Source organism: Amycolatopsis sp. NPDC114504, assembly GCF_055633595.1.
The window spans coordinates 512,199-524,518 of record NZ_JBVKDU010000005.1 but is presented as its reverse complement, the minus strand read 5'-3'; the positions used below and the strand labels follow the sequence as shown (position 1 = coordinate 524,518).

Below are 12,320 nucleotides of genomic sequence, written 5' to 3'. Positions count from 1 at the left end.
CGGCTGTTCACCCGATCAGGGACAGGACAACCACGCGAAGTGGTACGTGGTCGTGATGCTGCCGTCGGTCGAGTCCATCGTCACGAAGCTCGTCGTCTTCTTCGGATCCGACGTCCCGGCCGCGGCCCGCAATTCCGTGTTGACGTTCAGATTGCGTTCCTCACCACACGGCTTGAACACGATCGCACCGACCTCGGTCGAATCGGTGAAATGCCAGTCGTCCTCGAACGGACCGGTCAGCGGGTGCTGCATGTAGGCCGTCGGAGAATTGCCCTGGAAATAGTAGTTCGCTCTTTCCAGGCCGGTCGCGCCGCGTTCCAGGTGGGCGAATCCGCGGTAGTCCGCCTGCGCGATTCCGTAGGTGAACCCCTGCGGGACGTGCACCCGCAGGCCGATCTGGCAGTTCTTCCGGGCGTCCAACGGCCCGGCGCCGACCCCGACCAGCGCCGTGTAGGCGCTGTAGGTCACGGTGAACGCCGTGTTGTCCTGCGACACCGCCACCGCGGACGTGCCGGCCGGACAGCCCGTGCCATTGGCGTTCACGACGTCGATGACGATTTTGTCGGGCGGCGGAGGAGTGTTCCACGAATGCGGGGTGACCACAGAGGAAAGCGCCATTACGGCAGCAACGACCGCAGACAGCATCGGAATCCTTCCCAATACATTCGAATTGGGTACGGGGGCGTCGACCATGGTAGCGAATCGATCATGGTCCGAAACCCCGCTGAACGGAGCAACACGCAGTAGCCGTCCCGCCACGCGGTATACCGATAATGTCGAGCCGCCATTATCGCGAAAACGAAGGAATTCGACCGGAAAACGATTTCGCGCCCCCGGACCGCCGCCCGCCGTCCGCGATCACCCCGCGACGTCCGGGCTTGATCGTTTCACTTCGCCAGCAGGCCCGCGGCCCGGCCCAGCGTCGCGACCCCCGCCGCCGACCACGGCCCCGCCGTGATCACGACCGCGTGCTCGACGCCCCACTCCGCGAACTCGCCGCACCGCCGCGCGAACGACTCCGCCGACTCACCGGCCGCCAGCCGCGTGCTGATCGTCTTCTCGACCTCCCCGTACGGCCGCCCGGCCTCCTCGCAGTGCCGCGCGAGCACGGACAGCTTGTGCCGCACCGTCTTCCCGCCGTCCGGGATGTCGAACACGTTGCACGCGTCGGCGTACCGCGCGACCAGCCGCAGCGTCTTGCGCTCACCGGCCCCGCCGATCAGCACCTTCGGCCGGCGGACCGGCAGCGGAATCCCGATCGGACGGTCCAGGCGGTAGTGCTCACCCTCGAACGCCGAGTCGTCCCCGGCCCACATCCGCAGCGCCAGCCGGATGGTCTCCTCCATCCGCTCGAAGCGCTCCCCCACGGGCGGGAAGGGCAGGCCCATCGCCCGCGCCTCGCCGTCGTGGTGCCCGGTGCCGATCCCGAAGCGGGCCCGCCCGCCGGAGAGGACGTCCAGCGTCGTGACCGCCTTGATCAGCAGCGCGGGCGGCCGGAACGTCACCGCCGAGACCATCGTGCCCAGCCCGATCCGGCTGGTGCGCGCGGCCAGGAACCCCAGCGTCGTGTACGCCTCGAGCATCGCCGAATCCGGCGTGCTGTGCGGGTCGGCCTGCAGCAGGTGGTCGGCCACCCACAGGGTGTCCAAGCCGGCGTCGTCAGCCGCGACGGCGACGTCCGACAGTTCCTCGGTCGCCCTGTCCGGCCACGAGAAGTCCGTGACCCCGATGCTCAACCGCACGGCTACCCCCTCGTGAGCAGTTCCAGGTTGTGGCCGTCGGGATCCTCGAAGTAGATCCCGCGGCCGCCGTTCAGGTCGTTGACCTCGCCGGCCCGGTCGTGGAACGGGTCGGCCCAGTAGGTGAGGCCGGCCCGCTCGATCCGCGCCAGCGCGGCGTCGAAGTCGTCCTCGCCGACCAGGAACGCGTAGTGCTGGCTCGTCACGCGGTCCACCCGCAGGTAGTCCAGCGTCACGCCGTTCGCCAGCCGGATCGGCACGAACGGCCCGTCGACCGGCCCGGTCCGCAGGCCGAGGATCCCGGCGAGGAACTCCGCCGACCTCTCCCGGTCGGTCACGCACACGATCGTGTGGTTCAGCTCGACGCTCATCGCGCGCTCCCGCCGGGTGCGAACGGCGGCGAGCCGCCGATCGGGCTCAGGTGGATGCCGGCCAGCCGCCAGCGGTCGTCGTCGCGGACCAGCACGTGCGTGGCGCGGAACCGGCCGTCGACCGGGTTGCCCCGGTGCTTCGCGACCTGGTCGTGCACGCCGATCGCGATGGCGGTCGTGCCGAAGTCGCGGACCTCGACCTCGTCCCAGCCGAGCTTTTCGGTGACCAGCCCGCCGCCGTCGTAGCGCGCCAGCCACTGGTCGCGGTCCAGGACGAAGCCGAGCGGGCCGACCAGGCGGAAGCCGTCGGCCACCAGGCCGGCCAGCACTCCGGTGTCGCCACGTTCTTCCGCCGCGGCCCAGACCCGGCCGAACTCGCGGACCTGCTCTTCGGTGCTCATCGTGTGCCCCTTCCGGTTCGATTTCCGGTGCGATGGGCACAACGTTAGAAGTCTAACCGTTAGATGTCAAACGCTTAGACCTCTCTGTTTCTGCGGTAAGGTCACCCCCGTGCCAGCACCCACCACCACCCCCATCGGCGTCGTCCTCGCCCGCACCGCCAAGACCGCCGGCCGCGCCTTCGACCAGGCCCTCGCCGCCGCCGGCGGCTCCCAGCCCGTCTGGCAGATCCTCATCTCCCTCAAAACCCGACCCGTCGCCAACCAGCGCGAACTCGCCGACGCCGTCGGCATCCAGGGCGCCACCCTCACCCACCACCTCAACGGCATGGAAAGCGCCGGCCTCGTCACCCGCCGCCGCGATCCCGACAACCGCCGAGTCCACCTGGTCACCCTCACCCCCGAAGGCGAACAGCTCTTCCTCCGCCTCGCCTCCGCCGCCATCGCCCACGACGAACGCATGCGGAAAGGCCTGTCCGACACCGAGATCGCCCAGCTCGCCGACCTCCTGCACCGGCTCGCCGGCAACGTCACCGGTACCTGATCGATCCAGCGAGAGTGACTGGACGCACCCGACCCGCCACCACGAGGAGAGATAGGCTCCATGCACTAGCCAAAGTCGTCTCAAGCTGGAGAACCGCAATGACCCAAGCCCCTGTCAACGTGACCGTCACCGGCGCCGCCGGCCAGATCGGCTACGCGCTGCTCTTCCGCATCGCGTCCGGTCAGCTCCTCGGCCAGGACGTCCCGGTGAAGCTGCGGCTCCTCGAGATCCCGCAGGCGGTCAAGGCGGCCGAGGGCACCGCCATGGAGCTCGACGACGGCGCGTTCCCGCTCCTGGCCGGCATCGACATCTTCGACGACCCCAAGCAGGCCTTCGAAGGCACCAACATCGCCCTCCTCGTCGGCGCCCGCCCCCGCAGCAAGGGCATGGAGCGCGGCGACCTCCTCGAGGCCAACGGCGGCATCTTCAAGCCCCAGGGCGAAGCCATCAACGCCGGCGCCGCCTCCGACGTCAAGGTCCTCGTGGTCGGCAACCCGGCCAACACCAACGCCCTCATCGCCCAGTCGCACGCCCCCGACGTGCCGGCCGACCGCTTCACCGCGATGACCCGCCTCGACCACAACCGCGCGCTCGCCCAGCTCTCCAAGAAGCTCGGCGTCCCGGTCACCGAGCTCAAGAAGCTCGCCATCTGGGGCAACCACTCCGCCACCCAGTACCCCTCGGTCCAGCACGCCGAGGTCGGCGGCAAGAGCGTCGAGGTCGACCAGGCCTGGCTCGAGAGCGACTTCATCCCGACCGTCGCCAAGCGCGGCGCCGCCATCATCGAGGCCCGCGGCCTGTCCTCCGCCGCGTCCGCCGCCTCCGCCGCCATCGACCACGTCTACACCTGGGTCAACGGCACCGCGGCCGGCGACTGGACCTCCGCCGGCGTCGTCTCCGACGGCTCCTACGGCGTCGCCGAGGGCATCATCTCCTCGTTCCCGGTCACCGCCGAGAACGGCGAGTACAAGATCGTCCAGGGCCTCGAGATCGACGACTTCTCCCGCGCCCGCATCGACGCCTCGGTCGCCGAGCTCGTCGAGGAGCGCGACACCGTGCGCAAGCTCGGCCTCATCTGAGCGTGACCCACGAAGGGGCCACCGTCCAGGAAGGACGGTGGCCCCTTTCGCGTCAGCTGGTCTTCAACGGCCCGGCGACCTTGTACGTGCTGAGCAGCACACCGGACGGCGTCGACGTCGACCCGGCGAACTCGAACGTCTGCCCCGGTGTCCCCTCCGCGAAGAGCCGCTTCCCCGTCCCCACCAGCACCGGGTAGACCACCAGCACGACCTCGTCCGCGAGCCCGTGCTCGAGCAACGCCGACGTCAGCGTCGAACTGCCCGTCAGGACCAGCTCCGGACCGTCCTCCGCCTTGATCCGCCGGACCCCCTCGACCAGGTCCGGCCCGACACCCTCGGCCGGCCCCCACCCCAGATCGTCCCCGCGATGGGTGACGACGTACTTCTTCGCCGCGTTCAGCCGGTCCGCCATCACGTTGCCCGACACCGTCGGCCAGAACCCCGCGAAGATGTCATACGTACTCCGCCCGAGCAGCAGGTCGAACCGCTCACCGTGCGCGGCCAGCATCGCCTCCGCACCGGCGGGCGTCCGGTACGGCCCCGTCCAGTCCGGGTACGGGAAACCGTCCTCGGCGGAGTTCTGGATCACGCCGTCCAGCGACACGTGTTCGATGATCTTGAGAGTTCTCATCCCGCCAGCACCTCGTCCAGTTGGGGCATCGCGGCGCGAAGGCCTTCTTCCATGCCCGGGGTCGTCCGTTCCATCGCTTCGACACTCGAAAACCGCGTGACACTCGTCATCCGCGACCCCGACGGCGTCGCCTCGAAGACGAACGTCATCGACATCGGCATGTCCTCGTCCCCGGCGTTGTCATCACCGTCGTCCGCCACGAACGAGTCGATCGGGTCCACCGCCGTGAACTTCCACGAGCCACTCCACTTCTCCCCGTCCGGCCCGGTCAGGAAGTACTCCGCGCGACCACCGACCCGGAAGTCGTGGTGCGTGAACGTCGCGGGCGCGGACGGCGGCCCCCAGAAGCGCTCCAGCTGCCGCGGGTCGGCCCACGCCGCCCACAGCCGTTCTCGCGAAACCGGGAAGTCGGCCACCAGCGTCAGCGTCAGCGCTTCCGGATCCTTGGTCACCGAGGTGACGGGCATCGTCAATCCTCTTTCTCTTGCAACAGGTCATCGAGCTGCGCCACCCGCTGACGCCAAACGGACTCGTAGAAATCGAGGAGCTCACCGGCCCGCCGCAGCCGCTCCCGGTCGGTCGCCACCCGCTGCTCGCGACCCCGCGCGCGCTTCCGGACCAGACCAGCCCGCTCCAGCACCGCGACGTGCTTCTGCACCGCGGCGAAGCTCATCTCGTAGTGCGCGGCGAGCTCGGACACCGACGGCGTCCCGGTGATCGACCGCGCCAGGATGTCGCGGCGCGTGCCGTCGGCCAAGGCCCGGAAGAGCTGGTTGAGCGACTCCTCACTCTCTTCCCGAAGTACAACCATGTGGTTGTACGTTAGTCGCCGCCGGCCACCCTGACAAGACCTCACCCCAGTCCGCTCCCGGCGAACACCGCACGCTCACAGCGAAACCACCACCGGCCGCACCCGCCCGCGCCCTACCGTCGGGCCATGACCACACTCGCCGTACCCGACATGCAGGCACCGAGCACCGCACCCGAAGACTCGGTCTACCAACAGCTCCTGCGCGACCGCATCGTCTTCCTCGGCTCCGAGGTCAACGACGAGGTGGCCAACCGGATCATCGCCCAGCTCCTCCTGCTCGCCGCCGACGACCCGGCGAAGGACATCACCTTCTACATCAACTCACCCGGCGGCTCGGTCACCGCCGGCATGGCCATCTACGACACCATGCAGCTCGTCAAACCCGACGTCTCGACCTACGGCCTCGGCTTCGTCGCGTCCATGGGCCAGTTCCTGCTCTCCTCCGGCACCCCCGGAAAGCGCTACCTGCTCCCGAACACGCGGATCGTCATGCACCAGCCCTCGGCCGGCATCGGCGGCGCCGCCGCGGACATCGCCATCCAGGCCGAGGTGTTCGGCAAGATGAAGCGTCGCCTCGCGGAGATCACCGCACGCCAGACCGGCCAGACCGTCGAACGCATCACCACCGACGCCGACCGCGACCGCTGGTTCGACGCCGAGGAAGCGCTCACCTACGGCTTCGTCGACCACATCGTCGGCGGGCCGGCCTGACTCCGTCCGTCTGTGCTGTTGTTCTGGCGTCGGATACGGCACTGCGGGGCAGTTTCTTTCAAAACTGCCCCGCAGTATAGGCCGTTATACAGTTGGAGAAGGGGTGTGCTCAGACCCCGTTGAGGCCGCGGCGCGCCAGGAGCGGGTCGATCTCGGGGTCGCGGCCGCGGAAGGCCCGGAACGCGTCCATGGGGTCGATGCTCCCTCCCCGGCCCAGCAGCGTGCGGCGGAAGTGATCGCCGTTCTCGCGGGTCAGTCCCCCGCTCTCCCGGAACCACTGGACGGTGTCGGCGTCGAGGACCTCGCTCCAGATGTAGGAGTAGTACCCGGCGCTGTAGCCGCCGCTGAAGACGTGCGCGAAGTACGTCGTGCGGTAGCGCGGCGGGATCGCTTCGACGGCGACGCCGGCCTTGACGAGCGCGTCCGTCTCGAACCGCTGCACCTCTTCGACGCGGTCGTCGACGCCGAGGCGGTGCCAGGCCTGGTCGAGCAGGGACGCCGCCAGGTACTCGGTGGTCGAGAAGCCCTCGCCGTACTGCTGGGCGGCGAGGAGCTTGTCGACCTGCTCCTGGGGCAGCGCCTCCCCCGTCTCGTGGTGCTTGGCGTAGTTGGCCAGCACCTCCGGCCACAGCATCCACATCTCGTTGACCTGGGACGGGTATTCGACGAAGTCGCGGGGCACGTTGGTGCCGGAGAACGTCGGGTAGCGGACCGCCGAGACGAGGGCGTGCAGCGCGTGCCCGAACTCGTGGAACGCGGTGACGACCTCGTCGAAGGTGAGCAGCGTCGGCTCCCCCGCCGGCGGCCGGCCGACGTTGAGCACGTTGACCACGACCGTCTTGCGGTCCAGCAGCTCCGACTGGTCGACGAAGGTGTTCATCCACGCGCCGCCGCGCTTGGCGTCGCGGGTGTACAGGTCGAGCAGGTACAGCCCGAGCGGGCTGCCGTCGGCGTCGAACACCTCGAAGGTCCGGACCTCCGGGTGGTACTTCGGGAGGTCGGTCCGCTCGGTGAAGGTGAGCCCGTAGAGCTTGGTGGCGGCGAAGAAGACGCCGTCGAGGTACACGCGGTCGGCCTCGAAGTACGGCCGCAGGGCCTCGGTGTCGACGTCGAAGCGCTCACGGCGGACCTGGGCGGCGTAGTACGGCCAGTCCGACGGACGCAGCGTCGCACCGGGGACGTCGGCTTCGAGCAGCTGCTGCAGTTCCGCGGCTTCGGTGCGGGCATTGGCGACCGCGGCGGGCGCCAGGCGTTCGAGCAGCCCGGCGGCGGCTTCGGCGGTCTTCGCCGTCTCGTCGGCGATGACGTACGCGGCGTGGTTCGGGTACCCGAGCAGCGTGGCCCGTTCGGCCCGCAGGTGCGCGATCTCGGCGACCAGCGCGTTGTTGTCGAACTCGTTGCCGCGGTTGCCGCGCGCCATCGACGCGGCGTGGATCCGCGCGCGGATCTCGCGGTCGCGCAGGGTCTCCAGCGGCGAAGCCTGGCTCGTCGGCAGGGTCAGCGGGATGACGTACTTGCCGTCCTCGCCGCGGGCCGCCGCCGCTTCGGCCGCGGTGGCGATCGCGCCGTCGCCGAAGCCGGCCAGGTCGGCGCGGTCTTCGAGCACGACGGCCAGGTCGTTGGTGTCCTTGAGCAGGTTCTGCTGGAACTTCGTCTGCAGCGTGGACAGCTGGCCGTTCAGCTCCCGCAGGCGGGCCTGCTCCGTCTCGCCGAGCCCGGCGCCCGCGCGGCTGAAGTCGAGGTGACGGCGTTCGAGCAGCCGCCGCGACTCCTCGTCCAGGCCGAGCTCGTCCCGCCGAGCGTGGAGCGCGTCGATCCGGGCGAACAGCTTCGGGTTCAGGTGGAGGGCATCGTGGTGGGCGGCCAGCTTCGGCGCGAACTCGGCCTGGATGGCCTGGATCTCGTCGGTGCTGTTGGAGCCGGACAGGTTGTAGAACACGCTCGCGACGCGGCCCAGCAGCTCGCCGGCGCGTTCGAGGGCCACGACGGTGTTCTCGAACGTCGGCTCGGCGTCCTGCGCCGCGATCTGCTCGATCTCCGCCGAATGCTCGGCCAGGCCCGCCTCGAACGCGGGCCGGTAGTGCTCGTCGGCGATCCGGTCGAACGGCGGCAGGGCGTAGGGCAGTTCACTGGGTGCGGCGAACGGGTTGTCCGGCGAAATCATCGGGGCAGGCTCCTGGTGGGGGTACAACACTCGGTCCCGCCACCCTACGTGGTCCACCTGTGCGGATGTCAGCGCTTTCCGGAGGTGGCCAGGCTCACCGGCCGGTGGTACCGCCCACGACGGCGTCGCTGCTCCCGGCGCCCTTTTTGCCCCGCTTCGGCTTGGGTTCGGGGGGCACGATGCCGCTCAGGTCGCTGCTGTGGTCGTTGACCCGCATGACGAACGGCCGGGTCTCGGTGTAGCGCACGACCGAGATCGACGCCGGGTCGACGACGATCCGCTGGAACGCGTCGAGGTGCTGCCCGAGGGCGTCGGCGAGGATGGACTTGATCACATCGCCGTGGCTGCACAGCAGCCAGACGGCGTGGTCGCCGTGCTCGGCCGCGATCCGGCGATCGTGCGCGCGGACGGCGGCGACCGAGCGGGCCTGCATCGCCGCGAGCCCTTCGCCGCCGGGGAAGACCGCGGCCGAGGCGTGCGCCTGCACGACCCGCCACAGGGGTTCCTTGGCCAGGTGCTTGAGCTCCTTGCCGGTCCAGTCCCCGTAGTCCACTTCGGACAGCCCGGGTTCGACGGTCTTGCCGAGCCCGCGCGCGGTGGCGAGGGGGCCGACGGTCTGCTTGCACCGCAGCATCGGCGACACGACCAGCTCGGCCAGCGGCACGCCGTCGAGGCGCTCCACCAGTTTCTCCGCCTGGGCACGACCGGTGTCGTCGAGGTTGACCTTCGGGGAACGCCCGGCCAGGACACCGGAGCCGTTGGCCGTCGATTTGCCGTGCCTGAGCAGAATGACCGTACTCACGGGACCCACCCTACGTGGGGACCGATCAAGCGGTCCCCACGCGGGCGGCTCAGTGGCTGACGGGACCCGCGTTCGGGTCCAGCGCCCCGGTGAAGATCAGCACGAACAGCAGCACGCCCAGCACCAGCCGGTAGATCACGAACGGCACGAAGCTGCGCTTCTTGATGTAGGCCATCAGCCACGCGATCACCGCGTAGCCGACGCCGAACGCCACCAGCGTCGCCAGGATCGTCGGGCCCCACTGGGCCGGCACGCCGCCCGAGCCGATGTCCTTGAGCTTGTACACTCCCGACCCGAAGACCGCCGGCAGCGCCAGCAGGAACGAGTACTCCGCCGCCTCGGAACGCGTGTAGCCCAGCAGCAGGCCCGCGCTCGTCGTGCCGCCCGAGCGGGAGACGCCCGGGATCAGCGCCAGCGCCTGGGCGAAGCCGAAGCCGAGGCCGTGCGGCACGGTCAGGTGCTCCAGCGTCCGCTCCTGCTTCCCGACCCGGTCGGCGTAGAGCAGGATCAGGCCGAACACGATCAGCACGGTGGCGGTGATCCGCAGGTCGCGGAACGCGCTGTCGATCTGGTCCTGCAGCAGCAGCCCGAGCACCACGATCGGCAGCGAGCCGATGATGATCAGCCAGCCCAGCCGGGCGTCCGGGTCGCGGCGCCAGTCCGGCTTGTACAGCGAGAAGAACCAGGCCTGCAGGATGCGGCCGATCTTCTTGCCGAAGTAGATGATCACCGCGAGCTCGGTGCCGATCTGGGTGACCGCGGTGAACGCGGCACCCGGGTCGTCCCAGCCGACGAGCGCCGCGACGATCCGCAGGTGCGCGCTCGAGGAGATCGGGAGGAACTCCGTCAGGCCCTGGACCAGGCCCAGCACCAGTGCTTCGAACCAGCCCACGTCAGGCCACCCCCGCCTTCTCCAGCGCCTCGACGGCGGTGGTCAGCGCGGCCCCGGCGTCCGGGGTGTACGGCGACACCGACAGGGTGGTCACGCCGGCCTCGGCGTATTCGGTCATCTTCTCCGCTATCCGTTCCTTCGGGCCCAGCAGCGACGTCGCGTCGAGGAACGCCAGCGGCACCGCCGCCATCGCCCCCACCCGGTCGCCCGCCAGGTACTTCTCCTGCACTTCGGCGGCTTCGGCTTCGAAGCCCATCCGGCACGCCAGCCGGTTGTAGAAGTTCTTCTCCTTGCTGCCCATCCCGCCGAGGTAGAGCGCCGCGTAGGCACGGACCGCGTCCGCGCACGCCTTCCAGTCGGCGCCGGGCACCAGCGGCACGCTCGGGGCGACGTCGAAACCGTCCAGCGTGCGGCCGGCCCGCTCGGCGCCGGTCCGCAGCTGCGCCAGCTGCTCCCCCGCGTGCGCCGGCGAGAAGAACACCGGCAGCCAGCCGTCGGCGATCTCCCCGGCCAGCTCGAGGTTCTTCGGGCCGATCGCGGCCAGGTACAGGGGGATGTGCTTGCGGGCCGGCCGGACGGTCAGCCGCAGCGCCTTGCCGGGCCCGTCCGGCAGGGGCAGTGTGAAGTGCTCGCCCTCGAACCGCACCCGCTCCCGCCGCAACGCCGAGCGCACGATCGAGGCGTACTCCCGGGTGCGGCCCAGCGGGGAGCCGAACCGCACGCCGTGCCAGCCCTCGGACACCTGCGGGCCGGACACGCCCAGCCCCAGCCGGAAGCGGCCGCCCGAGAGCGTGTCGAGGGTCGCGGCCGTCATCGCGGTCATCGCCGGGGTCCGGGCCGGGATCTGCAGCACGGCGGCACCGACGTCGATCCGCGTCGTGTGGGCCGCGATCCAGGTCAGCACCGTGACGGCGTCCGAGCCGTACGCCTCCGCGGCCCACACGACGGCGTAGCCGAGGTCGTCCGCCTGTTTCGCCAGGGCCAGGTTCGAGGGGTCGTTCCCCGCTCCCCAGTAGCCGAGATTCAGTCCGAGTCGCACGGGGCCAGACCCTAACGGGGCCCTTGTGGGCGACACGACTCACCTTGGTCAGGTTCGGGAGGGGCCGCCCACTAGGCTCGGCGGTCGTGGAAAAGCGACTGCTCGGCCGCTCGGGACTGCGCGTCTCGCGGATGGCGCTCGGCACCATGACCTGGGGTGGCGACACCGACGCGGAAGAGGCCGCCAGCCAGCTGGTCGCCTTCGTGGACGCCGGCGGCACCCTGGTGGACACGGCCGACATCTACGGCGAGGGCGAGAGCGAGCGGGTCCTCGGCTCGCTGCTCGGCGACCTCGTGCCCCGCGACGACATCGTCCTCGCGACGAAGGCGGTCGCCCGGCGCGACGACGGCCCGTTCGGCGGTGGCGCCTCGCGCGGCGCCCTGCTCACCGCGCTCGACGGCTCGCTCAAGCGGCTCGGCACCGACCACGTCGACCTGTGGCAGCTGCACGCCTGGGACACCTGCGTGCCGATCGCGGAAACCCTCGCCGCCCTCGAGTACGCCGTGACCAGCGGCAAGGCCCGGTACGTCGGCGTCTCGAACTACGCGGGCTGGCAGCTGGCGACGGCCGCCGCCGGCGCCGCGGCGGTCGCCCCGATCGTCTCCACCCAGGTCGAGTACTCGCTGCTGGAACGCGGGGTGGACCGCGAGGTCGTCCCGGCCGCCGAGCACCACGGCGTCGGGCTGCTCCCCTGGGCGCCCCTGGGCCGCGGCGTGCTGACCGGCAAGTACCGCACCGGCACGCCCGCCGACTCGCGCGGCGCGAACAGCGCGTACGCCGGCTACGTCGAGCACCACCGCACCGACCGGGCCGCCCGGATCGTGCAGGCGGTGGCCACCGCGGCCGACGGGCTCGGCACGTCGCCGCTGGTGGTGGCGCTCGCCTGGGTCCGCGACCGGCCCGGGGTCGTGGCCCCGGTCGTCGGGGCGCGGGACACCGGCCAGCTCACCGGCTCGCTGACGGCGGAGGAGATCACCCTCCCGCCGGCCATCCGCTCCGCGCTCGACGACGTCAGCGCGATCGAGGCCGGTTACCCGGAGCGCTGGCCGCGCTAGGTGTCTGTTGGGTGACATGCACGTGACGGCAGAACGATCGTGGAGGATGCTGGTGAACACCGCCCGTCGAGGGACACCTGGAGG

The 12,320-nt window shown here is 70.3% G+C and carries 15 protein-coding genes; 4 read left to right on the top strand and 11 right to left on the bottom strand.

From position 1 onward, the window contains the following. Nucleotides 1-15 precede the first annotated feature (15 nt). The 4 genes from ACZ7PG_RS38450 to ACZ7PG_RS38435 all read right to left on the bottom strand — a co-directional run bounded on the left by ACZ7PG_RS38450 (nucleotide 16) and on the right by ACZ7PG_RS38435 (nucleotide 2,511). Complete coding sequence (locus ACZ7PG_RS38450; protein ID WP_470244108.1) at nucleotides 16-645, bottom strand: DUF4360 domain-containing protein; 630 nt, start codon at nucleotides 643-645, stop codon at nucleotides 16-18. A gap of 242 nt (nucleotides 646-887) precedes the next feature. Next, on the bottom strand, nucleotides 888-1,742 hold the full coding sequence (locus ACZ7PG_RS38445) for a TIGR03560 family F420-dependent LLM class oxidoreductase (RefSeq protein ID WP_470244107.1): 855 nt from the start codon (nucleotides 1,740-1,742) through the stop codon (nucleotides 888-890). Between the two features lie 2 nt (nucleotides 1,743-1,744). Further along, on the bottom strand, nucleotides 1,745-2,110 hold the full coding sequence (locus ACZ7PG_RS38440) for a VOC family protein (RefSeq protein WP_470244106.1): 366 nt from the start codon (nucleotides 2,108-2,110) through the stop codon (nucleotides 1,745-1,747). Then, nucleotides 2,107-2,511 carry a nuclear transport factor 2 family protein gene (locus ACZ7PG_RS38435; protein ID WP_470244105.1) on the bottom strand — a complete coding sequence of 135 codons (405 nt, stop codon included), beginning with the start codon at nucleotides 2,509-2,511 and terminating at the stop codon, nucleotides 2,107-2,109. Before ACZ7PG_RS38435 ends, ACZ7PG_RS38440 begins: the two co-directional genes overlap by 4 nt. A gap of 109 nt (nucleotides 2,512-2,620) precedes the next feature. Between ACZ7PG_RS38435 and ACZ7PG_RS38430 the strand changes: the two genes are divergently transcribed. Both ACZ7PG_RS38430 and ACZ7PG_RS38425 read left to right on the top strand, forming a co-directional pair. Next, nucleotides 2,621-3,052, top strand: a complete 432-nt coding sequence (locus ACZ7PG_RS38430) for a MarR family winged helix-turn-helix transcriptional regulator (RefSeq protein ID WP_470244104.1) — start codon at nucleotides 2,621-2,623, stop codon at nucleotides 3,050-3,052. 98 nt (nucleotides 3,053-3,150) lie between these two features. Then, the gene (locus ACZ7PG_RS38425; protein WP_470244103.1) at nucleotides 3,151-4,131 is read left to right on the top strand and encodes a malate dehydrogenase; all 981 of its coding nucleotides are present in this window, start codon (nucleotides 3,151-3,153) and stop codon (nucleotides 4,129-4,131) included. A 52-nt stretch (nucleotides 4,132-4,183) separates the two neighbouring features. On the opposite strand, the gene ACZ7PG_RS38420 is transcribed toward ACZ7PG_RS38425, so the two are convergent. Genes ACZ7PG_RS38420 through ACZ7PG_RS38410 form a run of 3 tightly spaced genes read right to left on the bottom strand, consistent with a single transcriptional unit; the run spans nucleotide 4,184 to nucleotide 5,573 of the window. Continuing rightward, on the bottom strand, nucleotides 4,184-4,762 hold the full coding sequence (locus ACZ7PG_RS38420; protein ID WP_470244102.1) for a dihydrofolate reductase family protein: 579 nt from the start codon (nucleotides 4,760-4,762) through the stop codon (nucleotides 4,184-4,186). Beyond that, nucleotides 4,759-5,229: an SRPBCC family protein gene (locus ACZ7PG_RS38415; protein ID WP_470244101.1), complete on the bottom strand. Its 471-nt coding sequence runs from the start codon at nucleotides 5,227-5,229 to the stop codon at nucleotides 4,759-4,761. Before ACZ7PG_RS38415 ends, ACZ7PG_RS38420 begins: the two co-directional genes overlap by 4 nt. A gap of 2 nt (nucleotides 5,230-5,231) precedes the next feature. Then, nucleotides 5,232-5,573 carry an ArsR/SmtB family transcription factor gene (locus tag ACZ7PG_RS38410; RefSeq protein ID WP_470244100.1) on the bottom strand — a complete coding sequence of 114 codons (342 nt, stop codon included), beginning with the start codon at nucleotides 5,571-5,573 and terminating at the stop codon, nucleotides 5,232-5,234. A 126-nt stretch (nucleotides 5,574-5,699) separates the two neighbouring features. Here ACZ7PG_RS38410 and ACZ7PG_RS38405 point away from each other — a divergent pair, with 126 nt between their 5' ends. After that, entirely contained in the window at nucleotides 5,700-6,284 is a 585-nt protein-coding gene (locus ACZ7PG_RS38405; RefSeq protein WP_470244099.1) for a ClpP family protease, read from the top strand. A gap of 109 nt (nucleotides 6,285-6,393) precedes the next feature. Here ACZ7PG_RS38405 and ACZ7PG_RS38400 read toward each other — a convergent pair whose 3' ends face one another. The 4 genes from ACZ7PG_RS38400 to ACZ7PG_RS38385 form a co-directional block, all read right to left on the bottom strand. Next, entirely contained in the window at nucleotides 6,394-8,448 is a 2,055-nt protein-coding gene (locus tag ACZ7PG_RS38400) for a M3 family metallopeptidase (RefSeq protein ID WP_470244098.1), read from the bottom strand. Nucleotides 8,449-8,542: 94 nt separating this feature from the next. Then, nucleotides 8,543-9,250 carry a histidine phosphatase family protein gene (locus ACZ7PG_RS38395; protein ID WP_470244097.1) on the bottom strand — a complete coding sequence of 236 codons (708 nt, stop codon included), beginning with the start codon at nucleotides 9,248-9,250 and terminating at the stop codon, nucleotides 8,543-8,545. A 49-nt stretch (nucleotides 9,251-9,299) separates the two neighbouring features. Next, entirely contained in the window at nucleotides 9,300-10,142 is an 843-nt protein-coding gene (locus ACZ7PG_RS38390) for an undecaprenyl-diphosphate phosphatase (RefSeq protein WP_470244096.1), read from the bottom strand. Nucleotide 10,143: 1 nt separating this feature from the next. Then, a complete protein-coding gene (locus ACZ7PG_RS38385) occupies nucleotides 10,144-11,181 on the bottom strand; it encodes an LLM class F420-dependent oxidoreductase (RefSeq protein ID WP_470244095.1) in 1,038 nt (345 codons plus the stop codon). An 86-nt stretch (nucleotides 11,182-11,267) separates the two neighbouring features. On the opposite strand from ACZ7PG_RS38385, the gene ACZ7PG_RS38380 reads away from it, so the two are divergent. Then, complete coding sequence (locus ACZ7PG_RS38380) at nucleotides 11,268-12,236, top strand: aldo/keto reductase (protein WP_470244094.1); 969 nt, start codon at nucleotides 11,268-11,270, stop codon at nucleotides 12,234-12,236. Nucleotides 12,237-12,320 lie beyond the last annotated feature (84 nt).